We start from the raw sequence: 20,957 nt of genomic DNA on the forward strand, positions 1-20,957 counted from the left end.
ACCCTCCCGGCCCGGCTGCCGTCGGTCAACCGGACGCGGCGCTTCGGTACGAATCAGTTCCGGCACCCACCGTGGCCGGACCGGTCGGATCGGTTGGACCGGTCGGACCGGCCGGATCGACCGGATCGGTGGCCGGCGACGGCTCGGCCGGGCGTCGGGGCAGGGCGGTCAGCGCCACCAGCCACGCGGCGACCACGAGACCGGCGGCCACGGCGAACGCGGTGCGGTAGCCGCCGGCGAGCGCGGCCGTCTCGGCCCACCCGGCGGCCCGTAGCCCGTCGCTGCGGGCGGCGGCCAGGGTGGCCAGCGCGGCCAGGCCGACCGCGCCGCCGACCTGTTGGGTGGTGTTGGCCAGGCCGGAGGCGAGCCCGGCGTCCGTGTCGGTGGCGCCGGCCATGGCCAGGGTGGTGACCGCCGGCAGGGTCAGACCACCGGCCACCCCGAAGACCAGCATCGCGGGGAGTACGTCCACGACGTAGCCGCCGTCGGCGGGCAGTCGGGCGAGCAGGAGGAAGCCGACGGTCGCCAGGGCGAGCCCGCCCAGCAGCACGGTCCGGGCGCCCCAGTGGGCGATCAGCCGACCGGCCAGGCCGAGCGAGACCATGGCGATCACGACCGGGGTAGGCAGGAAGGCCCAGCCGGTCGCGGCGGCGTCCAGCCCCAGCACCAGTTGCAGCTCCACGGCGAGCAGAAACTGGAACCCGAAGTACGCGCAGACCATGAGGAACTGCACCGCGTTCGCCGCGACCAGACCGGGCACGCGCAGCACCCGGGCCGGCACCAGCGGGGTCGCCGCCACCCGTTGGCGCAGCGCGAACCCGCCGAGCAGCAGCGCCGCGAGGGCCACCGCGCCGAGGGTCCGCACGCTGGTCCAACCGTGCTCACCCGTTCCGACGATGCCCAGCACGGCGGCCATCAGACCGGCGGTGGCGAGCAGCGCGCCGGGCAGATCCAGCCCGGCCCGCAGGCCGATCCCCCGGTCGGCCGGGAGCCGGCGCAGGGCCGCGACGAGGATGGCCACCCCGATCGGCGCGTTGACCAGGAAGATCGCCCGCCATCCGGCGGCCTGGGTGAGCACCCCGCCGGCGACCGTGCCGACCGACGCACCGGCCGCGCCGGTGAAGCTGAAGACGGCGATGGCGCGGGCCCGCTCGGCCGGGTCGGGGTAGAGCCGGACGATCATGCCGAGGCTGACCGCCATCGCCAGCGCCCCGCCGACGCCCTGCCCGAACCGCGCGGCCACCAGCAGGGCCGGCCCGGTGGCGAACGCGCAGGCCAACGAGGCCAGTGTGAACAGTGCGACGCCGGCCAGGAAGACCCGCCGCCGGCCGAGTAGGTCGCCGAGACGGCCGGCGAGCAACAGCAGCCCGCCGAACGCGACCAGGTAGGCGTTGACCACCCAGGCCAGGCCGGCGGCGGTGAAGCCCAGGTCGTTCTGCACGGCGGGCAGCGCCACCGCGACGACGGTGCCATCCAGGATGATCATCAGGCTGCCGGCGCAGAGCACCAGCAGCGCCGGCCAGCGGGACGGAACGACACGCTCCACGAGACTCCTCCTTGGTGCACGGTTTGTTACCGAGGTCATCGTCTGTGACCATGAACCGGGGCGGAAGGAGGCACTTTGATGTCCCAGAGGAACAGCGATGTGTCCGCGCTGGTCGAGGCCGAGCTGACCTGCGCGGCCGAGAACGTGCCGTTCGCCCCGGGCCAGGCTCGGGCGTGCACCGTCCGTGAGGTGCTCGACCGGGTCGGCGGCAAGTGGAGCATCGGCATCCTGGTGGCCGCCTCGAACGGGCCGGTGCGCTTCACCGAGTTGGAGCGGCACATCGAGGGCATCAGCCGACGGATGCTCACGCTGACGCTGCGCAACCTGGAACGGGACGGCCTGCTGGACCGCACGGTCTACCCGACCGTCCCGCCGAAGGTCGAATACACCGCCACCCCGATCGCGCTCGAGCTGTACGAGTCGTTGGTGGCGCTGACGAACTGGGCCGAGCGGCACCGCCGGGCCATCGCCGAGGCGCGGACCAGGTACGACACCCAGCACGCCGGGTAAACCGACCCCCGGTGTGGCGAACGCCACCGCTTCCGTCTGACCGATCGGTCAGGGTCTGACCGATCGGTCAGGCATGCTGGTTCGCGGGAGGTGGACCGGCCATGGTTCGAGCGGTACCCGACACGCACGGCGAGATCCTCGCCGCGGCGGCGCGGCGCTTCACGGTGACCGGCTACCGGGGCACCTCCCTCCAGGACATCGCCCGCGAGGTCGGCTGCTCCAAGGCCACCGTGCTCTACCACTTCGCCAACAAGGAAGCTCTGCTCGCCGAACTGATGGCGCCCGCGATCGAGATGCTGCGCGGCCTCGACGAGCAGCTCGGCGGCCTGACCGGAGCGGCCGCCCAGGAGGTCGCCGCCGCGGGCTTCGTCGACCTCGCGGTCCGGTTCCGGCGGGAGATCGCGGTGCTACGCGGCGAATTTCCCGAGCTGCTGTGCCAGCCGGCCTTCGCGCACATCCAGCAGATCTCCGATCGGCTGCGGGACGCGTTGGCCGGGCACTCCGACCGGCCGGGCGCCCGGATCGCCGCGCTGGTGCTGCTCGCCGGCATCTCCGAGGCGTGCGGTGAGTTCGCCGACATTCCCGACGAGGAACTGCGCCCCGCCCTGCTCGCCCTCGCCCGGCGGGCCGTCGAGCCCGTCGACGTACCCCTGCCCCATCCACCCACGACCGAGGACAAGGACTCCTGATGGCCACCCTGCTCTACCGGCTCGGCCGGGGCGCGTTGCGCCGGCGACGGCTCGTCGTCGCGCTCTGGCTCGTCGTACTCGTCGCCGCCGGCCTGGCCGCGGCGACCCTGCGCGGCCCGACGGCGAGCAACTTCACCATGCCCGGCACCGAGAGCCAGCGCGCGCTCGACCTGCTGGCCGACCAGTTCCCGGCGGCCAGCGGCGCCACCGGCACCATCGCGGTCAAGGCACCCGCCGACGGCCAACTGGCCACCCCGCAGGGTCAGGCCGTGGTGCAGGAGCTGGTCCAGCAGGCCTCGACGCTGCCCGGCGTGGTCGGCGCGGTCAACCCGCTCCAGGTCGGCGCGGTCTCGCCCAACGGCCGGTACGCGCTGGTCCAGGTGCAGTTCGCCACCGGCGGTGACGACGTGACCGACGCGCAGCGCACCGCGTACGAGCAGGTCGGCGCAGCGGCCAAGGCCCAGGGTTGGCAGGTCGCCCCGGGCGGTGAGGTGCTCGGCGGCGAGCCGGAGATCGGCTCCACCGAGGCGCTCGGCGTACTGGTCGCCGCGATCGTCCTGATCATCACCTTCGGTTCACTGGTCGCCGCCGGAATGACGATGCTCAACGCGCTGATCGGTGTGGGCGCCGGAATGGCCGGGTTGTTCGCGCTGAGCGGCGCCGTCCAGCTCACCAGCACCGCACCGATCCTGGCGCTGATGCTCGGTCTCGCGGTCGGCATCGACTACTCGCTGTTCATCACCTCCCGGCACCGGCAGAACCTGCTCGACGGCCTGTCCCCGGAGGAGGCGGTCGGCCGGGCCGTGGGCACCGCCGGCTCCGCCGTGGTCTTCGCCGGGGCCACCGTGGTCATCGCCCTGGCCGGGCTCGCCGTGGTGGACATCCCGTTCCTCACCGTGATGGGTCTCGCCGCCGCCGGCACGGTCACCGTCGCCGTCCTCGTGGCGATCACCCTCCAACCGGCGCTGCTCGGCTTCGCCGGCCGCCGGGTGCTCCCCCGCCGGCTGCGCGCCGTTCCCACCGGAGACACCACCGCCGATCGCGTGACTGACGACGAGGACGACACGGACATCGCGGACCGGCCCGCCAGCACGGCCACGACCGACGAGCGCAACCGGTTCGGCTTCCGCTGGGCGCGGCTGATCACCCGGTTCCGCGTACCCGTCATCCTGGTCGGCCTGCTCGGCCTGGGCCTGCTCGCGCTGCCCACGCCGGACATGCGGCTGGCCCTGCCCGGCGCCGCGACGGCCGCCGTCGGCTCACCCGCCCGGGTCGCGAACGACCTGACCGTCGAGGGCTTCGGAGCGGGCTTCACCGGCCGGCTCGCGGTCGTGGTCGCCGGCGACACCCCGGCGGCCACCTCGGCCGCCGTGCCGCAGGTGACCGCCCTGCTCCAGCGCACCGAGAACGTGCTCGCGGTGGCACCGCCCCAGCTCAGCCCGGACGGCCGGACCGCGCTGCTCGGCGTGGTGCCGAAAACCGGCCCGACCGACGAGGCCACCGAGACCCTGGTGCACGACATCCGTGGCTCGGTGAGCGGGATCCGCGACGCGGACGTGCTGCTCACCGGCGTCACGGCGATCGGCATCGACGTCTCCGAGAAGCTGTCCGACGCGCTTCCGATCTACCTGCTGCTGGTGGTCGGGCTGTCAGTGCTGCTGCTGATGCTGGTGTTCCGCTCGTTGCTCGTGCCGATCAAGGCGGCGCTGGGCTTCCTGCTCACCGTCGCCGCCACGTTCGGCATCACGGTGGCCGTCTTCCAGCAGGGACACCTCGCCGATCTCGTCGGCCTGGACACGCCGGGCCCGCTGATCAGCTTCCTGCCGATCCTGCTCATCGGCATCCTGTTCGGGCTCGCCATGGACTACGAGGTGTTCCTGGTGTCCCGGATGCGGGAGGACTTCGTCCACGGTGAGACCGCCCGACAGGCCACCATCAGCGGCATGGGGCACGGCGCACGGGTGGTCACGGCCGCCGCGCTGATCATGATCTCGGTCTTCGGGGGCTTCGTCTTCCTGGAGGACCCGGTGATCAAGTCGATGGGCTTCGCGCTCGCCATTGGCGTTGCCATCGACGCGTTCGTGGTGCGGATGACCATCGTCCCGGCGGTGATGTCGCTGCTCGGCGACCGCGCCTGGTGGCTGCCCCGCTGGCTCAACCGCGCCCTGCCCAACGTCGACATCGAAGGCGAGGGCCTACGCACCCACCTGGAAGACCGAACCCCCACCCACGTCTAACCCACCCCGACCCGCGCCGCCCCGCCCGTCCACCCGGTCGATCAAGGAGTTGTGGTGCCCGTAGTGCCCCGATCTGGGACCTTCGTCCGGCACCACAACTCCATGATCGACGGGATCGGGGCGGGGTCAGGCCGGGATCGGGGCGGGTTGGGGTCAGACTCCTGCCGGGTAGGTTTCCATCTCGCCGGGGGTTGCGGGCACCGGTAGCGGGTGCAGGGCGGTGGTGTCGTCGCACCAGATGAAGGCGTCGTACCGGTCGCCGAGCCGCGTCGGCACGTAGTTGCCCCAGGACTCGAACGACGGGTCGTAGACGACACCGATCGCCCGGTGGTCCGCGGTGTCGGTGACCCAGCCCGGCTGGTCGTCGCCACCGAAGATCAGCACCGCCCGCTCGGGCATCAGCTCGTGCAGCCGCCGCTCGATCGACCCCTCCCGAGCCGGAGGCACCACCATCGCCTCCGGGGGCGAGCCCCACCGGGGCGCCGCGATCACGGTGCCCCGGTAGCTGCCGAAGCCGATCAGGGCCACCGCGTCGTCGCCGTGCCGCTCCCGGGCCAACTGACCAATGTTGACCATCCCGTCGGCGGCCATGTCGGTGGCCCGGGCGTCGCCCACGTGCGTGTTGTGCGCCCAGACGATGCCCCGGGCCTCGGGCCCGTACCGGTCCAGCAGCCGGTCCAGGGTGTCCTGCATGTGGGTGTCGCGGATGTTCCAGGAGTCCGGCCCGCCGGCCACCATCGCCCGGTAGTAGCGCTCCGCGCCGGCCACCACCTCCGCGTTCTGCCAGGCCGAGAACCGATCCGGGCCGTCGGAGAGGGCATGTTCACGGGTTCGGGCGAGCAGCCGGACAACCTCCTCCTCGCATCGGGCGGAGACGAACCGGCTGGCCGCGCCGTACTCCTCGACCCGCTTGCCGTACGGCTCGAAACACCGGTACGCGTCCTGTGCCGCCTCCAGCGACTTCGGGTCCTCCTCCCCCAGGTAGTCGAAGATCGCCTGCATCGACTCCCAGAGGCTGTACACGTCGAGCCCGTGGAAACCGGCCCGTTGGTCCTCCGGCCGCTCCACGTTCCAGGCGCGCAGCCAGCTCGCGAACCGGGCCACCTCGGCGTTGGCCCACATCCAGGTCGGCCACCGCTCGAACTGGTCGAGCGCCAACTGCGGTTCGGGTGCGCCGCCCGGCGCGGCCGTCACCGAACGGTGCACCCGATCGCAGTCCGGCCAGTCACCCTCCACGGCGACGAAGGAGAAGCCGCACTCCGCGATCAACCGGCGGGTGAGCTGTTCGCGCAACCGGTAGTAGTCGTAACTGCCGTGGGTGGACTCGCCGATCATCACCACCCGGGCGTCCCGGACGCGCTCCAACAACGGGTCGAAATCGCTCGGCGCGCCGAGCCGCTGAACCAGCATGCCAGCGGCTACCCGGCCGCCACTGCGGCAAACCGCCGGCGCGTCGTGGGCCGACACGCCGTCCGGCGGGCGCTCGCGGGTGCCGATCAAGCCGGTGTACGGCCCCCGCGAGCGGGTAGCCGGCCGACATGACCGTCACCGGGGTGCAGTTGCAGGAGTACCTGGCCGGGCTCGACTACCCGGTCTCGCGGGAGGACCTGATCCGCTGGGGACAGGAGAACGGGGCCAGCACGGCGATGTTGCAGATGTTGCAGGCGTTGCCGCCCGAGCAGTTCGACTCACCGGACGAGCTGAACGCCGCGCTGACCACCGCCTCCTGAGTCCTCTCCTGGGTCTGCTCAGCGGGCGTGCAGGAGCCGGAACAGCACCAACCACTGCTCGGGCCAGACGTACCCGACCGGGGTGTCCGCCGCGATCCGCGTAGCTCGCAGCGCCGCCGCCACCCGGGCCGGCGGGTGATGCCGGCGCAGGGTCGCGGCGAGCGACCCGCCGACGCCCTCGAAACCCACCGCCACCAGCCGTCGGTACGCCGGCAGCGCCGTCGGAGGCAGCAGTGGCTCCGCCCGCCGCTCGATCCGCAGGATCCCGGCGTCCACCGCCGGAACCGGCCGGAACGCAGTACGCGGCACCCGCCCCACCAGTCGCCAGCCGACCTCCGGCCAGGTCGCGACGGTGAGCCGTGTCCACCGGCCGTAGTCGCCGCTGCGCCGACGGGCGTACTCCAGTTGGGTGAGCAGGGTCGCCGAGCGCAACCGTGGCGCGGCCAGGCACCACCGCACCACCGCGGACGTCAGCGACCACGGGATGTTGCCGACCACCGCGAACGGCTCGGATGGTGGCTCGGCAGCCAGGAAGTCGGCCTGCCGGTGCTCGACGGTGGGCAGGGCCGCGCAGACGGCGGCCAGTTCCCGGACAGCGACCGGATCCACCTCGTACGCGGTCAGTCGCGCGCAGCGGGCGGCGAGTGGCCGGGTCAGCTGGCCGCGGCCGGCGCCGACCTCCAGCAGGAGCCCGGCGGGATCCGGGTCGGCGGCGCGGAGCAGCCGCGCCACGGCCGCCCGGTCGACGAGGAAGTTCTGACTGAGTACGCGACGGGACCGGTCGCGTTCGGTTGATCGGAAGTTGCGGGGCGCCACGGGTCGTCGTCCTGTCTGTCGCCGTTCGGCGACGGGCTGGACAGGCAGCCGGGATTCCGGGCCTGTCCGAATGGATCGGGACTCGGACGGCCCTGGACGATGGCACGGGAACGCGGCGGTGCGGCGGCAGCGGGGCAGGTGGCCCCGGCGCGACGGCAGGGTGAGCCGATCAACGGCGACGGGGCTGAGCCCCGCTCATCCGCGAGCGCGGGAACCGATCAGCGGCGGGTCGCGTCCCGGCCCACCAGGGCCGGACGCCGGACTCGCGGGCGGGACACCAGCAAGGCATCCCAGGCGGCCGGCGTACCGACCCCCTCGATCAGGGCATGCGTGAACATGCCCGCCACCCTACCGGCCCCCCAACCCAGCCCCCACCCATTTCCCCGGCCCTACCCGTACCCCTCCCCCGCCGACCGGGACGGGCGGGCCGGGTCAGCGGCGGGCGGGGTTACGGGAGGGGGATGGTGCGGGATTCGGTGCGGGCGGTTTCGGCGGCGGCGATGATGCTGACGACCTCGCGGCCGAAGCGGACGTCGCAGCGGTGGTCCCGAGTGCCGGCCCGCACCTGCTCGATGAGCTGGTCGATCGCGACGCCGAATGCCGTGGCGGCGTCGTTCTCGCCGAACGGGACGTTCTCGATGCCGTTCTCGCCGTAGAACACGAACTCCCGCGTCATCGACTCGGTCGGGGCGTCGAGGGAAAGCGAGGCGCTGCTGGTGGCACCGCCCTCGTGGGTGAGCAGCAGGTGCACCATCCCGCTCGGTCCGTCCATCGCCGCCACCTGGGTCACCCGGCCCAGCACCGGCAGGAGAATGGAGAGCGCGTGCGGGGCGATGTCCCACAGAGCCCCGTGCTCCCGGCGCCACAACGAGCCGCCGTACGGGCTGCCCTCCTGGAAGATCGAGGCGAACGCGGTGGTCCGACCGTGCTGCCAACCCCCGGCGGCGGAGGTGGCGGCGAGGAACGCGGTCACGTTCGGCTGGAACCGCTGGGTGAAGAAGACGACCGAGGCGACCCCGGACTCCTCGGCGGCAGCCACGACGCCGTCGGCGTCGGCCACGCTGAGTGCCAGCGGCTTGTCCAGCAACAGGTGCCGACCGGCACGGGCCGCCCGGATCGCGATGTCGGCCTGGATGTCCGGCGGCAGCGCGACGGCGATCGCCTCACACTGCTCGATCAGCGCGTCGACGTCGGCGTAGGCGGGGACCCCGTACCGCTCGGCCAGCGCCGAGGCCCGCTCCGGGTTGCGACCCCACACACCGACCAGCTCGGCGTCGGGATGCGCGTGCAGCGCCTTCCCGTGCGTCTCGATCGCCCAGTGACCGGTGCCGAACAAGCCGAACCGCAGCACGTGTACCTCCGCTGTTTCCCAACACCGCGGCAACGCCACGGACCTGATCCACGCTAGTCGTCTCACCAGGGGCACCGGCGGCGGGTCGACCAACCGGAGCAGGTCACGACCCGTGCCGCCGGGGTCGAACATGGTCCGGTCAATGCCTGTGGAGCTGCCCCAGATGTGGGGCGACCCGCCCGACACCGACGCGCCCCATTCGCGGGGCAGCTCGACAGCGAACTGCGGACGTGTCCTGTCCCGCGCTGTGGGCAGCTGGTCACTCGTCGCCGCCCGCTGGCCGCCGCACGCGGCCAGGCCGGGAGCGGCCAGGCAGGGTCAACTGATTACTACGACGGTTAGTAGGCTGTGCCGGTGACCGAGGCAACGACCGGGTGGGCCCGGTGACCAGCGTGAGCGCCGACTCACCCGTGGACGGGATCGTCGCGACGGTGCCGATCGTGCTGTCGCTGCTCGTCGCGGCGTGGGCGCTGGTGGCGGCGGTACGCCAACGACCGCCGGACCGGGTGCAGTTCGTCGGTCTGGCCGTACTCGAAGTGGCGTTGCTGGTGTTGACCGTGCTGGCGCTCGTCGCGGTCGGCGGCGGGGATCGGCCCGGCGAACCCGGCGCCTTCTTCGGCTACCTGGTCACGCTGGTGTGCCTGCCGCCGCTGGCCTGGGTGCTGGCCCGGATGGAACCGACCCGCTGGGGCTCGGCGATCGTGTGCGCGGTCTGCCTGGTGGCTCCGGTGGTGGTGGTCCGGTTGCAGCAGACCTGGGAGGTGCTCGGTGGCTGAGACAGGAACGACCCCACGACGCACGAACTCCGGCCCCGGTCGGCTGCTGATCGCGGTCTACCTGCTCTTCGCCATCGCGGCGACCAGTCGGGCCGGTCTCCAGATCGCCACGAAGTTCGACGAGGCCCCGGTGGCGTACCTGCTCTCCGGGCTGGCCGCGCTGATCTACATCGTGGCGGCGGTGGGGTTGGCCCGCGCCGGGCACACCGGTCGTCGGGTCGCGCTCGCGTGCTGCTCCGTGGAGCTGGTCGGGGTGGTCGCGGTGGGCATCCTGAGCCTGGTCGACAAGGAGCTCTTTCCGGACGAGACGGTCTGGTCGCAGTTCGGCAGCGGGTACGGCTACATCCCGCTGGTGCTGCCGGTGCTCGGCCTGATCTGGCTCTGGCGCACCCGCCGCGCCCCCGCCTGACCCGTGACGAGGGCGTCCCCTCCGGGAGAGAACGCCCTCGTCGGGGATACGGGGTCAGTCCCGTGGGCCACCCGCGACGTAGATGACCTGACCGGAGACGAAGCCGGCACCCTCGCTCGCCAGGAACGAGATGGTGTGCGCGACGTCCTCCGGGCGCCCCGGGCGACGGACCGGAATCTCGGCGGCGGCGTGCTTCTGGAAGTCCTCGAAGTCGACCTTCATGCGGGCGGCGGTGGCCGCGGTCATGTCGGTGACGATGAAGCCGGGTGCGACCGCGTTCACGGTCACCCCGAACGGACCCAACTCGATGGCGAGCGTCTTGGTGAAGCCCTGTAGGCCCGCCTTGGCGGCGGCGTAGTTCGCCTGGCCCCGGTTGCCGAGGGCGGAGGTGCTGGAGAGGTTGACGATCCGTCCCCACCTACGGTCCACCATGTGCTTCTGGGCTGCCTGGCTGAACAGGAACGCACCGCGCAGGTGCACACCCATCACCGTGTCCCAGTCGGCGTTGGTCATCTTGAACAGCAGGTTGTCGCGGAGCACACCGGCGTTGTTGACCAGTACGGTGGGCGCGCCCAGCTCGGCGGCGACCCGGCTCACCGCGGCCTCGACCTGGTCCCGGTCGGACACGTCGGCGCCCACCCCGAGCGCCCGGCCGCCAGCGGCGGCGATGGCGTCCACCGTCTCCTTGGTGGTCGCCTCCTCGATGTCGACCACGGCGACGGCCATCCCGTCGGCCGCCAACCGGCGGGCAGTGGCCGCGCCGATACCGCGTGCGGCTCCGGTGACGATGGCGACGCGGGGCTCCTCCGACATGATTACCTCCGGGTAACTTGGGGTCGATCGAAGGAGCTTAGCGTCAGCAGGCCGACCCCCGGCATAGGCGAATCCACCGGTATCCGTGGCCGGAGACCTTCACGGCGCCGAGCTTGCCCAACTCGCCGTAGCCCCGGTCGGCGAGCACGTCGATCGGCAGGTCGGCCTCCGGTTCGAGGCTGCTGAGGTCCACCTCGACGTCGTCGGTGCCCAGGTTGTGCACGAAGACCATCGTCCCGGTCGGCCCGTCCGCCCGGTGCGCGAGCACTCCGGCCGGCATCGCCACGTCGATGTGCGTGGTCGAGCCGGAGCCGATCTCCGGGGCCTCCCGCAGCGTACGGATCATGCGTTCGAACCAGGCGAGCAGCGACTTCGGGTCGCCGCGCTGGGCGGTGACGTTGACGTTCTGGTAGCCGAAGTCGCCCTTGTCGATCACCGGGCGGACCAGCTTCTCCGGGTCGGCCGTGGAGAAGCCGGCATTCGGTTGGTACGACCACTGCATCGGGGTACGGATCGCCTCCCGACCGGGCAGCGACAGGTCCTCGCCCATCCCGATCTCCTCGCCGTAACGCAGCACCGGCGTGCCGCGCATCGAGAACTGCAGGGCGTACGCCAGCTCGATGCGCCGCCGGTCGTTGCCGAGCATCGAAGCGAGCCGGCGTCGGATGCCCCGGTCGTAGATGCGCATGTTCTCGTCCGGGCCGAACTGCGCGTACACCTGGTTGCGCTGTTCGGTTGTCAACCGGGACAGGTCGATCTCGTCGTGGTTGCGCAGGAAGGTGGCCCACTGCCCACCGACGGGCAGCTTCGGGGTGTCGCGCAGCGCCTCGATCAGCGACTCCGGGTCCTCCCGGGCGAGGGCGAGCATGAGTCGCCCGTTGAGCATGAAGTCGAAGAGCATGTGGATCCGGTTGCCGGAGCCGCTGGCGTCACCGAAGAACGTCGGTAGCTGGTCCGGCTCCACGTTCGCCTCGGCCAGCAGGACGGCGTCGCCGCGACGCCACTGCACGTGCTGGCGCATCTCGGTGAGGAACTCGAAGTCCTTCGGGGAGTTCGGGTTGCCCGGCTCGGTCAGCTCGATGATGAACGGCACCGCGTCCATCCGGAAACCGGAGACGCCGAGCTGGAGCCAGAACGACATGATCTTCTTGATCTCGTCGCGGACCTGCGGGTTGGCGAAGTTGAGGTCCGGCTGGAACTTGTAGAACCGGTGGTAGAACCACGCCTTGGCGGTCCGGTCGTAGCTCCAGGTCTCGTTCTGCTCGCCGGGGAAGACCATGCCCTGGTGCCGGTCGTCCGGCTCGGTGTCGGACCAGACGTACCAGTCCCGGTACGGCGAGTCCGGCGAGGAACGGGCGGACTGGAACCACGGGTGCTCGTCGGAGGTGTGGTTGACCACCAGGTCGATGATCACGCGGATGCCCCGGTTCTGCGCCTGGTGCAGCAGCTCGGCGAAGTCGCCGAGCGTGCCGAAGCGCGGGTCCACGTTGTAGAAGTCGGTGGCGTCGTAGCCGTCGTCGCGGTTGGGCGACGGGTGGATCGGGTGCAGCCACAGGCAGGTCACGCCGAGCCGGGCCAGATAGTCCAGCCTCCCGATCAACCCACGGATGTCACCGACCCCGTCTCCGTCGGAGTCGGCGTACGTGTCGATGTCGAGGCAGTAGACGACGGCTTCGGAATACCAACGGTCACCCATGCCGGAGGAACATCTCCGAACGATCACCGTGGCAAACCCGTCCGGCGGCCGTCGGGCGGCGTTGGTTACCGTGCCGGTCATGAAGAGCGACCTCGTACCGCCGAGCGAACCGATGGACTGGTCCCAGGGCACCTGGCTGTACCCGCCGGTACGCGCCGAGGAGGGCCCGGCCGGTGAGCTGATCGTCGAGCCGGCGGCGGAGAGCGACTTCTGGCGGCGGACCAGCTACGGCTTCGTCCACGACGACGGGCCGGCCCTGCTGGCGCCGCTGCCGGTCGGCACTGCCATGGAGGTGAGCTTCCGGCTCGACTTCTCGGCGCAGTTCGACCAGGCCGGTGCGCTGGTTCGGGTCGACGAGCGGACCTGGACGAAGGCCGGCGTCGAGATCAGCGACGGCGAGACGCAGCTCGGCGCGGTGGTGACCCGGGAGTTTTCCGACTGGTCGGTGGGGCCGGTGCCGCAGTGGGCGGGTCGGGAGGTGACCGTCCGGGTCAGCCGGGCCGGCGACGCGCTTACCGTCCGTGCGCGGGTCGACCAGGAGCCGTGGCGACTGGTCCGGCTCGCCCCGCTGGACCCGGCGGCCGAGGCCGTCGCCGGTCCGTTCTGCTGCGCTCCGTCCCGCGCCGGCCTGACCGTGGTGTTCACTGGCTGGCGGCGGGGGCCGGCGGACACCGCGCTGCACCCGGAGCACTGAGCTCAGGTGTAGCTCGGGCACGGCTGGGTATGACCCTCCGATCCCCGAAAGCCGACCGGAAGGACGACCATGGCGTACGCCCAGACTGGCGACCCGTCCGAGTTCACCGGGTTGACCGGTTGGGTGGCCTCGGTGATCGAGGTGATGGGCCCGGTCGGCGTGGCGCTGCTGGTGGCGCTGGAGAGCATCGTTCCGCCGATCCCCAGCGAGATCGTGTTGGCGCTCGCCGGCTTCCTGGCCCACGAGGGCAAGTTCAACGTCTTCGTCGTGGTGCTGGCCGCGACTGTCGGTTCGTTGGTCGGCGCGCTGGTGCTCTACTGGCTCGGCGCGGCGCTCGGCGAGGAACGGCTCAAGCGCTGGCTGGACCGCATTCCGTTGGTGGACCGCGACGATCTGGAGAAGGCCGACCGCTGGTTCGAGCGGCACGGCCGGTGGGCGGTGCTGATCGGCCGGGTGGTGCCGGTGGTCCGCAGCCTGGTCTCCGTACCGGCCGGGGCCAACCGGATGCCGCTGGGTGAGTTCATCCTGTTGACCACCATCGGCAGCGGGGTGTGGAACGGCCTCCTCGTGGGGGCCGGTTACGCGCTCGGGAGTCGCTGGCAGGACGTCGCGCGCTACAGCGACTGGTTCAACTACGCGATCATCGCGGTCTTCGTCGTGATGGTGGTGGGCTGGGTGATTCGTAAGCTTCGTCGGCGTCGGGACCGCGACGACCGGCGGTCGGTGACCGCCGGTCGCTGATCCGCGTCGCCAGTTGTCCGGCTGGCGCTCGGCACGCCGCCGGGGCACGGTCAGGGCAGGGTGTCCAGGTGCGGGGCCACCGTGCGGGCGAAGCCGTTGCCGTTGCTGACGTCCCAGTTCACCGACCAGGTCATCGCGCCACGGATGCCGGGGTAGGTGCGCGGCGGACGGAAGCTGCCGCAGTTGGTGCCCCGGGCCAGGCAGTCCAGGGCGGCGTTAACCACGCTGGGCGCGACGATGCCGCCGCCGGCCGCCCCAGCTCCGGCGGGCAGACCGAGACCGACCTGGTCGGGGCGGAGCCCGGCCTCCAACTGGATGCAGGCCAACGCGACGATGAAGTTCACCGAGCCCTGGGAGTACGCGGCGTTCTGGTCGCAGCCGAGCATCGCCCCGGAGTTGTAGAACTGGGTGTTGACGACGGTCAGGATGTCCTTGATGTCGAGCGCCAGCTTGAAGTAGCCGCCGGCCGGGTTCTGCATGTCGATGGTCTGCGGTGCCATCGCGATGATCAGGCCCGACCCGACCTTGGCCCGCAGCGCGCGCAGGGCCTGCGCCATGTACGTGGGGTTGAGCCCGTTCTCCAGGTCGATGTCGATGCCGTCGAAGCCATAGCGGGCGATCAGCGCGGCGGCGGTGTCGGCGAACGCGGTGGCCGAGACGGCGTCGTTCACGGTGACCCGACCGGTTTCGCCGCCGACCGAGAGGATCACCCGCTTACCCCGGCTGTGCAGGGTACGCACGTCGGCGGTGAAGTCCGCGTCGGTGTAGCCGCCGAGCGCGGCGGCCAGCCCGGGGTCGACGCCGAAGGTGAGCGCGCCGGGCGTCGAGGTGGCCTCGGCGAAGGCGACCGCCACCAGGTCGTACTCGGCCGGGACGTCACGCAGCCGCAGCTCGACGGCCGGGTTGTCGAAGTTGTGCCAGTACCCGGTGAGCAGGTGCTTCGGCAACCCGCCGGTGGGCGGGTCCGTGGGCGGTGGCGTGGTGGGCGGCGGGGTCGTCGGCGGGGGCGGGGGCGTGGTGGGCGGGGTGCCGCCGCCGCAGGACGCGCCGTTGAGCTGGCAGCCGCTCGGCGCGCCGGAGCCGCTGGCCAGGAAGCCGAAGGAGACCGACCCGCCGGGGGCGATGGTGCCGTTCCAGGACCGGTTGGTGAAGGTGTGCCGCTGGCCGGCGGAGCTGAGCAGCGCGTCCCAGTAGCTGCCGAGGGTGGTGCCGGAGGGCAGGTCGAAGGTGAGGCTCCAGCCGTTGATGGTCGAGCTGCCGCCGTTGGTGATGGTGTACTTCCCCTCCCAGCCGGAGCCCCAGTCGGAGGTCTTGACGAAGCTGGCGGTGGGTCCGGCCGCGTACGCGGGCAGCGCCACCCAGGCCGCGCCGAGTGTCGCGGCGAGGGCGGCGACGAGGGACAGGACAAGGGATCTGGAGCGTTTCATGCGACCCTCCGCGCCCGGACGGGCATCCATGGACGTCAACGTTGCCGCTTATTATTAAGTTAGTTAACTGTTTCTGTCCAGAGGTCGACACGACGGCAGGGGCCGCCCGTCGCGACACCAGTGCGACGGGCGACCCCGGACGATCCGCTCAACGGCGGAAGGTGAACCAGTTGACGTTGACGAAGTCGTTCGGCTGACCACTGGTGAACGTCAGGTACACGGAGTGCCGGCCGGTCACCGCGCCCACGTTGCCGGGCACCGAGCGCCAGCTCTGCCAGCCTCCGGTGTTGCCGATCGCGAAGCTGCCGATCGGTGAGGCTGTCGGGCTGTCCAACCGCACCTCGACCAGACCACTCGCACCGCCACCCGCGCCGGAGGCGACCCGGGCCACGAAGTCCCGGGGCGCGGCGGAGCCGAACTCGACATTGTCGTAGCGCGCCCAGTCGCCGTTGCGCAGCGCGGCGATGTTCTGCCCGCCCTCCGCGCACGCCTCGACGAGCACCCCGTTCTGCCCGTTGAACGACTCTGCCTCGACCTGTGCGTACGCGTCCCTCGTGCCGCCGGGCGGCGGCGTGGTGGGTGGCGGGGTGGTACCCCCGCCGCGCTGGTACACCGCCACGTAGTCGACGAGCATCGGCCGACCGGGGACGGTGGCCGCGGTCGGCGTGCCGCTGCCGGCCACGCCGTTCGGGAAGGCCCCGCCCATCGCGACGTTGAGCAGCAGGAAGTAGCCCGCGTGCGAGGTCATCTGCGACCAGGCGGACGCGCCGACCTGACTCTGCGTGACGGTGTGGTAGAGCTGCCCGTCGACGTACCAGCGCAGTTGTTGCGGACTGATCGAGGCGTCCCACTCGAACCGGTACGTGTGGAACGCGGACTGGCAGCTCGACCCCGGACAGGCCCGGGACGCGCCGAGGCCGTTGGACTCGTTGCACGGCCCGCCCGGCGCGACGCCGCAGTGCAGCACACCCCAGACCGAGTTGATGCCGTTGACGTTCTCCATCACGTCGAACTCACCGATGCCCGGCCAGTTCTGGTAGTTGCCCCGGTAGGGCGCGCCGAGCGCCCAGAACGCCGGCCAGTAGCCGGCGGCTGCCGCGCCGGTGACGTTCGGCATCTGGATCCGGCCCTCGATGGCGAGCACGCCGCCGGACGGGGCTTTGAAGTTGCTGCGCACCGTCTCGATCCGGGCCGAGGTCCAGCCGCCACCGCTGTCGCGCAGCGGTGTGATCCGCAGGTTGCCGCCACCGTCGTGACTGACGTTGGCGGTGCTGGCGGTGTAGTTCTGGATCTCGCCGGTACCCCAGTTGCCCGGACCACCGGGATAACTGTGACCGGTGTCGATGATCCAGTTGGCGGCCGAGGGCAGGGTGCCGGCGGCGCCGGTGAAATCGTCGCTCCAGACCGTGCTCCAGCCGGTCGGGGGTGGCGGCACCGCCGCCTGTGCGGTGACGGTGACGCCGGCCAGGATGGTGGTGGTGCCGACGAGCAGGGCGCAGGCCAGCCGCAGCCGGCGTCGGACGAGCGGGACGGCGGGGGCCGCCGAAGGAGGTGACATGGACGTGCCTCTCTGCGGGGACGGTTCGAGAGAGCGCTCTCTCGAAGTTGTACGTCCCGTCAAGACAGTTGTCAACGTCGATCTCTCTCGACGCTCGCCGGAACCGCCTGCGGGCGGCGGAGCACCGCCTGCTCAAGGGCCGACCACACGCTCGTGGTCACCAGGTAGATCACCGCGGCGAGCGGCAGCACCAGCGCCACCAGCACGGTCGTGAACGGCAGCAGGGGCAGCAGCCGGCCGAGGGTGGCCGCACCCGGCCCCTCGGTCGGCGTACCGGCCACCGTGCCGACCGCCGCCGACGCCCGGCGGGCCCGCCGCGACGACCACCAGGCCACCGCCAGCAACACCACCAGCAGTACACCGAACAGCGGCCCGGCCGCGCCGGCCAGCCCGTCGCTGAGATGGTGACCCAGTGGCACCCCGGCCAACCGCTCGTCGAGCAACCCGGTGCCACCCTCGCTGGTGCTGAACAACCGGTACAGCACCAGCAGGAACGGCGCCTGGATGAGCAACGGCAGGCAGCCGGCGATCGGGTTCGCGCCGGCCTCGCGGTACAACGTGAACACCTCGCGCTGAAGCGTCGCCGGGTCGTCGGCGTACCGCTGCTGAAGGTCACGCACCTGCGGGGCGAGCGCCGCGCGGCGCCGCTCGCCGCGGACCTGCGCGACGGTCAGCGGCGAGATCAGCAGCCGGACGGCGATGGTGAAGAGCACGATGGCGGCGGCGGTCGCCGCACCGCCGGCCAGTGGTTCGAGCAGTTCGGTGAGCCAGGACAGCGCGCTGCCGGCAGCGCCGACGGCGTCGTGCAGTGGTGCGAAGGCAAGCATGGGAAACCCCTCGGTCCGATTCCGGTGAGGCCCTCCCCCGGGCGGCATTCGCTCGACAAGGGGGCCGGTGACGGCGGGATCGGCCGCGCGGCGGCGAGGCGCTACGCGGCCGAGGGGTGCCCAGGGGCACGGGGACGAGGCCGACCGGCGGCGTCCGGGTCGAGCTGGCGGGGCATTCGGCGACTTCGGGAGCGGGCCCGCAGACCGGCCCACCGGGGCCCGCCGCCGGGGACGCCCGCCCAGGCGTGCAGCCGCGCCGCCAGCACCACCGCGAGCAGCACCAGAGCGGTCAACGCGGCGCCGGCGAGCAGGTCGACCGGCCGGCCCGCGAGCAGGGTGAGCTGGGCGAACGCGGACATCCACGCGACCCCGACGTAGCCCAGCAGCACCGGCACGGGCTCAGCATAGGAGGCGCTGTCACGTCACCCAGCCGAATCGGCGTCCCGCCACGAGTACGACGTGCCGCCGCCACGTTTCCCGGCATCGCCACGTTGGGTAACCAACGACGGACCGACGCGGACGGGCCGCGAACGGAAGAAACGGACGGGTGATGTCGATGACCGGTCAGGTGGCAGAGGCGCCCAGCGACACGGCTGCGGCGACCGGGTTGCTCACCGTGGGTGTCGAGGAGGAGTTCCTCCTCGTCGACCCGCACACCGGGGCCGCGGTCCCGGCCGTGGACCTGGTCATGGAGCAGGTGCCGGCCGAACTTCGCGGGCAGGTGGAGCGGGAGTTCCAGACCAGTCAGATCGAGATCGGCAGCCCGCCCGGCCTGGAACTCTCGTCGATCCGGCACTCCCTCGGCGTACTGCGTCGGGAGCTTTCCGACGCCGCCGAGCGGGCCGGCGTACGCCTGCTCGCCATCGGCACCGGCCCGGTGGACGGCCCGGTGCCGCCGGTGGTGGACAAGCCCCGCTTCGACCGGATGATCGAGCGGTTCCGGCTGCTCGTTCCCGGTCCCGGCAACAACGGCATGCACGTGCACGTGGGGGTGCCGGACCCGGACACCGGCGTGCAGGTGCTCAACCACGTGCGGCCGTGGCTGCCGATGCTGCACGCGGTGACCACCAACTCGCCGTTCTCCCGGGGCGAGGACACCGGCTATGCCAGTTGGCGCTCGGTGGAGTGGGAGCGCTGGCCGTCGGTCGCCCCGACGCCGTTCCTGGAGTCGCACGAGCACTACCAGCGGCTGATCCGTCAGTTGATCTCGAGCGGGGTGATGCTCGACGAGGGAATGCTCTACTGGTACGCCCGCCTGTCCGCCAAGTACCCGACGGTGGAGCTGCGGATCGGCGACGTCTGCCCGTCCGTGGACGACGCGGTGCTGGTCGCCGCGCTGGTCCGGGCAGTGGTCGCGACCGCCATGGCGGATGTCGAGGCCGGCCGGCCGGCGTTGCAGACCGACCACCACCTGCTGGTCGGGGCGCACTGGCGGGCCGCCCACGACGGCCTGGAGGGCGAGGCGGTCGACGTCACCACCGGTGAACTACGTCCGGCCTGGGAACTGTTGGACCGGTTCGTGGAGCGGATGCGGCCGGCGCTGGAGCAGCACGGCGACTGGGCCGAGGTGACCGACCTGCTGGGCGGGCTGCGCCGGCACGGCAGCGGCGCGGCGCGGCAGCGCGCGGTGTTCGAGCGCACCGGCCGGCTCACCGACGTGGTGCAGGACGTCGCACGGCAGACCCGCGGCTGATCACCACGTGACAGGATGAACCCGTGGCGCAACGGCTGATCGTCATCGGCGGGGACGCCGCCGGAATGTCGGCGGCGTCCCAGGCTCGACGCCGCCGTGGGCGCCTCGAACTGGAGATCGTCGTCTTCGAGCGGGGTCACTTCACCTCCTACTCGGCATGCGGCATCCCGTACTGGATCAGTGGCCTGGTGCCCGGCCCGGAGGCGTTGATCGCCCGAGACCCGCAGACGTTCCGCACGGAGTACGCGATGGACGTCCGGATGCGCCACGAGGTCACCTCCATCGACCTGGAACGCCGCGAGGTGGTGGCCCGGGACCTCGACGGCGGCGGCGAGGTCCGCGAGCGCTTCGACGACCTGGTGTACGCCACCGGCGCGGTACCGGTGAAGCCGCCGTGGGCGGTCACCGACGCCGGCGGTGTGTTCGGCATACAGACCCTCGACGACGGCGCGGCCCTGCGCGAGTGGCTCGACGCCGAGCCGCAGCCGCGCCGGGCCGTGGTGGTCGGCGGCGGATACATCGGCGTCGAGATGGCCGAGGCCCTCATCCAACGCGGCCTCTCGGTGACCCTGGTGGAGGCGGGCGACCAGCCCATGTCGACGGTCGACGGCGACATGGGCGAGCTGGTCGCCGACTCCATGCGCGGCCTCGGCATCACGATCCGCGGCGGTCTGCCCGTGACCGGGCTGGAGGAGCAGGACGGCCGGGTGTCCGCCGTGGTCACCGCCGAGGGGCCCATCCCGACCGACGTCGTGGTCCTGGGCCTCGGCGTACGCCCCAACACCGCGCTCGCCGAGGCGGCCGGGCTGCCCCTCGGACCGACCGGCGCGGTCCGGGTGGACCGCCGGATGCGCGTGCCTGGGCACCCCGGGATCTGGGCGGCCGGTGACTGCGTGGAGACGCTGCACCGGATCAGCGGGCTACCGGTGCACGTGCCGCTCGGCACGCACGCCAACAAGCAGGGCCGGGTCGCCGGGATCAACATCGGGGGTGGGTACGCCACCTTCATGGGCGTCATCGGCACCGCCGTGACCAAGGTCTGCGACCTGGAGGTGGGTCGGACGGGCCTGCGCGAGCGCGACGCGAGGGCGGCCGGCTTCGAGTTCGTCTCGGTGATCGCCGAATCGACCAACCGGGCCGGCTACTACCCCGGCGCCCGGCCGATGACGGTCAAGCTGATCGCCGAATGCCCCAGCGGTCGGTTGCTCGGCGCGCAGATCGTCGGTTGGTCCGAGGCGGCCAAACGGATCGACACGCTGGCCGTGGCGCTGTGGAACGGCATGACGGTGGACGATATGACGGCACTGGACCTGGGCTACGCTCCGCCGTACGCGCCGGTGTGGGATCCGGTGCTCATCGCCGCCCGAAAAGCGGTCGACGCGCTCGCCGCGCTCAACCGCTGACCCGCGCCCGCCGTGGAGGACCACCCCGTGACCCAAACCCC

At 71.8% G+C, this 20,957-nt stretch carries 20 protein-coding genes; 10 read left to right on the forward strand and 10 right to left on the reverse strand.

What is annotated here, in order from left to right:
* Positions 1 to 25 precede the first annotated feature (25 nt).
* Complete coding sequence (locus AB0J33_RS17920) at positions 26 to 1,546, reverse strand: MFS transporter (protein ID WP_363614820.1); 1,521 nt, start codon at positions 1,544 to 1,546, stop codon at positions 26 to 28.
* Positions 1,547 to 1,621: 75 nt separating this feature from the next.
* Between AB0J33_RS17920 and AB0J33_RS17925 the strand changes: the two genes are divergently transcribed.
* The 3 genes from AB0J33_RS17925 to AB0J33_RS17935 all read left to right on the forward strand — a co-directional run bounded on the left by AB0J33_RS17925 (position 1,622) and on the right by AB0J33_RS17935 (position 4,982).
* Positions 1,622 to 2,056: a helix-turn-helix domain-containing protein gene (locus AB0J33_RS17925; RefSeq protein WP_363614822.1), complete on the forward strand. Its 435-nt coding sequence runs from the start codon at positions 1,622 to 1,624 to the stop codon at positions 2,054 to 2,056.
* Positions 2,057 to 2,157: 101 nt separating this feature from the next.
* Positions 2,158 to 2,745 (forward strand): helix-turn-helix domain-containing protein, encoded by a 588-nt coding sequence (locus AB0J33_RS17930; protein WP_363614824.1) that lies wholly within the window; start codon positions 2,158 to 2,160, stop codon positions 2,743 to 2,745.
* Positions 2,745 to 4,982 carry an MMPL family transporter gene (locus AB0J33_RS17935; RefSeq protein WP_363614826.1) on the forward strand — a complete coding sequence of 746 codons (2,238 nt, stop codon included), beginning with the start codon at positions 2,745 to 2,747 and terminating at the stop codon, positions 4,980 to 4,982. Before AB0J33_RS17930 ends, AB0J33_RS17935 begins: the two co-directional genes overlap by 1 nt.
* A 153-nt stretch (positions 4,983 to 5,135) precedes the next feature.
* On the opposite strand, the gene AB0J33_RS17940 is transcribed toward AB0J33_RS17935, so the two are convergent.
* Positions 5,136 to 6,392, reverse strand: coding sequence for an erythromycin esterase family protein (locus AB0J33_RS17940; RefSeq protein ID WP_363614828.1), 1,257 nt, complete (start codon positions 6,390 to 6,392; stop codon positions 5,136 to 5,138).
* Positions 6,393 to 6,520: 128 nt separating this feature from the next.
* Between AB0J33_RS17940 and AB0J33_RS17945 the strand changes: the two genes are divergently transcribed.
* Positions 6,521 to 6,712: a DUF2795 domain-containing protein gene (locus AB0J33_RS17945; RefSeq protein WP_363614830.1), complete on the forward strand. Its 192-nt coding sequence runs from the start codon at positions 6,521 to 6,523 to the stop codon at positions 6,710 to 6,712.
* Positions 6,713 to 6,730: 18 nt separating this feature from the next.
* Here AB0J33_RS17945 and erm read toward each other — a convergent pair whose 3' ends face one another.
* Positions 6,731 to 7,528 carry an ErmE/ErmH/ErmO/ErmR family 23S rRNA (adenine(2058)-N(6))-methyltransferase gene (gene erm / locus AB0J33_RS17950; protein ID WP_363614832.1) on the reverse strand — a complete coding sequence of 266 codons (798 nt, stop codon included), beginning with the start codon at positions 7,526 to 7,528 and terminating at the stop codon, positions 6,731 to 6,733.
* 448 nt (positions 7,529 to 7,976) lie between these two features.
* Complete coding sequence (locus AB0J33_RS17955; RefSeq protein ID WP_363614834.1) at positions 7,977 to 8,879, reverse strand: Gfo/Idh/MocA family oxidoreductase; 903 nt, start codon at positions 8,877 to 8,879, stop codon at positions 7,977 to 7,979.
* A gap of 383 nt (positions 8,880 to 9,262) precedes the next feature.
* On the opposite strand from AB0J33_RS17955, the gene AB0J33_RS17960 reads away from it, so the two are divergent.
* Both AB0J33_RS17960 and AB0J33_RS17965 read left to right on the forward strand, forming a co-directional pair.
* The gene (locus tag AB0J33_RS17960; RefSeq protein ID WP_363614836.1) at positions 9,263 to 9,655 is read left to right on the forward strand and encodes a hypothetical protein; all 393 of its coding nucleotides are present in this window, start codon (positions 9,263 to 9,265) and stop codon (positions 9,653 to 9,655) included.
* Entirely contained in the window at positions 9,648 to 10,064 is a 417-nt protein-coding gene (locus tag AB0J33_RS17965) for a hypothetical protein (RefSeq protein ID WP_363614838.1), read from the forward strand. The genes AB0J33_RS17960 and AB0J33_RS17965 overlap by 8 nt, the downstream gene beginning before the upstream one ends.
* 54 nt (positions 10,065 to 10,118) lie before the next feature.
* Here AB0J33_RS17965 and fabG read toward each other — a convergent pair whose 3' ends face one another.
* Both fabG and AB0J33_RS17975 read right to left on the reverse strand, forming a co-directional pair.
* A complete protein-coding gene (gene fabG, locus AB0J33_RS17970) occupies positions 10,119 to 10,877 on the reverse strand; it encodes a 3-oxoacyl-ACP reductase FabG (RefSeq protein WP_363614840.1) in 759 nt (252 codons plus the stop codon).
* A gap of 43 nt (positions 10,878 to 10,920) precedes the next feature.
* Positions 10,921 to 12,573 (reverse strand): alpha-amylase family protein, encoded by a 1,653-nt coding sequence (locus tag AB0J33_RS17975; RefSeq protein WP_363615194.1) that lies wholly within the window; start codon positions 12,571 to 12,573, stop codon positions 10,921 to 10,923.
* 79 nt (positions 12,574 to 12,652) lie between these two features.
* Between AB0J33_RS17975 and AB0J33_RS17980 the strand changes: the two genes are divergently transcribed.
* Together AB0J33_RS17980 and AB0J33_RS17985 are read left to right on the forward strand one after the other, a co-directional pair.
* Entirely contained in the window at positions 12,653 to 13,267 is a 615-nt protein-coding gene (locus AB0J33_RS17980; RefSeq protein ID WP_363614842.1) for a DUF1349 domain-containing protein, read from the forward strand.
* Positions 13,268 to 13,336: 69 nt separating this feature from the next.
* Positions 13,337 to 14,008, forward strand: coding sequence for a DedA family protein (locus AB0J33_RS17985; RefSeq protein WP_363614844.1), 672 nt, complete (start codon positions 13,337 to 13,339; stop codon positions 14,006 to 14,008).
* Positions 14,009 to 14,058: 50 nt separating this feature from the next.
* Here the strand turns inward: AB0J33_RS17985 and AB0J33_RS17990 are convergent, their stop codons facing one another.
* From AB0J33_RS17990 to AB0J33_RS18005, 4 genes are all read right to left on the reverse strand, one after another.
* Positions 14,059 to 15,435, reverse strand: coding sequence for a cellulose binding domain-containing protein (locus AB0J33_RS17990; RefSeq protein ID WP_363614846.1), 1,377 nt, complete (start codon positions 15,433 to 15,435; stop codon positions 14,059 to 14,061).
* A 148-nt stretch (positions 15,436 to 15,583) separates the two neighbouring features.
* Complete coding sequence (locus AB0J33_RS17995; protein WP_363614848.1) at positions 15,584 to 16,993, reverse strand: carbohydrate-binding protein; 1,410 nt, start codon at positions 16,991 to 16,993, stop codon at positions 15,584 to 15,586.
* A 71-nt stretch (positions 16,994 to 17,064) separates the two neighbouring features.
* Positions 17,065 to 17,820, reverse strand: a complete 756-nt coding sequence (gene yidC / locus AB0J33_RS18000; protein WP_363614850.1) for a membrane protein insertase YidC — start codon at positions 17,818 to 17,820, stop codon at positions 17,065 to 17,067.
* Between the two features lie 101 nt (positions 17,821 to 17,921).
* A complete protein-coding gene (locus AB0J33_RS18005) occupies positions 17,922 to 18,215 on the reverse strand; it encodes a DUF6412 domain-containing protein (protein ID WP_363614852.1) in 294 nt (97 codons plus the stop codon).
* Between the two features lie 161 nt (positions 18,216 to 18,376).
* Between AB0J33_RS18005 and AB0J33_RS18010 the strand changes: the two genes are divergently transcribed.
* Positions 18,377 to 19,513 carry a glutamate--cysteine ligase gene (locus tag AB0J33_RS18010; protein WP_363614854.1) on the forward strand — a complete coding sequence of 379 codons (1,137 nt, stop codon included), beginning with the start codon at positions 18,377 to 18,379 and terminating at the stop codon, positions 19,511 to 19,513.
* A 23-nt stretch (positions 19,514 to 19,536) separates the two neighbouring features.
* Positions 19,537 to 20,916 carry an FAD-dependent oxidoreductase gene (locus AB0J33_RS18015; protein ID WP_363614856.1) on the forward strand — a complete coding sequence of 460 codons (1,380 nt, stop codon included), beginning with the start codon at positions 19,537 to 19,539 and terminating at the stop codon, positions 20,914 to 20,916.
* Positions 20,917 to 20,957 lie beyond the last annotated feature (41 nt).

The sequence above is a fragment of the Micromonospora sp. NPDC049645 genome, assembly GCF_040675155.1.
Classification (GTDB): domain Bacteria; phylum Actinomycetota; class Actinomycetes; order Mycobacteriales; family Micromonosporaceae; genus Micromonospora.

Excerpts from the sequence above, each read along its gene's own strand:
- AB0J33_RS17980 (WP_363614842.1), top strand. The coding sequence starts at position 12,653 with ATGAAGAGCGACCTCGTACCGCCGAGCGAACCGATGGACTGGTCCCAG.
- AB0J33_RS17975 (WP_363615194.1), bottom strand. The coding sequence starts at position 12,573 with ATGGGTGACCGTTGGTATTCCGAAGCCGTCGTCTACTGCCTCGACATC.
- AB0J33_RS17985 (WP_363614844.1), top strand. The coding sequence starts at position 13,337 with ATGGCGTACGCCCAGACTGGCGACCCGTCCGAGTTCACCGGGTTGACC.
- AB0J33_RS18010 (WP_363614854.1), top strand. The coding sequence starts at position 18,377 with ATGACCGGTCAGGTGGCAGAGGCGCCCAGCGACACGGCTGCGGCGACC.
- AB0J33_RS17945 (WP_363614830.1), top strand. The coding sequence starts at position 6,521 with ATGACCGTCACCGGGGTGCAGTTGCAGGAGTACCTGGCCGGGCTCGAC.
- AB0J33_RS17990 (WP_363614846.1), bottom strand. The coding sequence starts at position 15,435 with ATGAAACGCTCCAGATCCCTTGTCCTGTCCCTCGTCGCCGCCCTCGCC.
- AB0J33_RS17930 (WP_363614824.1), top strand. The coding sequence starts at position 2,158 with ATGGTTCGAGCGGTACCCGACACGCACGGCGAGATCCTCGCCGCGGCG.
- AB0J33_RS17995 (WP_363614848.1), bottom strand. The coding sequence starts at position 16,993 with ATGTCACCTCCTTCGGCGGCCCCCGCCGTCCCGCTCGTCCGACGCCGG.
- fabG (WP_363614840.1), bottom strand. The coding sequence starts at position 10,877 with ATGTCGGAGGAGCCCCGCGTCGCCATCGTCACCGGAGCCGCACGCGGT.
- AB0J33_RS17935 (WP_363614826.1), top strand. The coding sequence starts at position 2,745 with ATGGCCACCCTGCTCTACCGGCTCGGCCGGGGCGCGTTGCGCCGGCGA.
- AB0J33_RS17940 (WP_363614828.1), bottom strand. The coding sequence starts at position 6,392 with ATGCTGGTTCAGCGGCTCGGCGCGCCGAGCGATTTCGACCCGTTGTTG.
- yidC (WP_363614850.1), bottom strand. The coding sequence starts at position 17,820 with ATGCTTGCCTTCGCACCACTGCACGACGCCGTCGGCGCTGCCGGCAGC.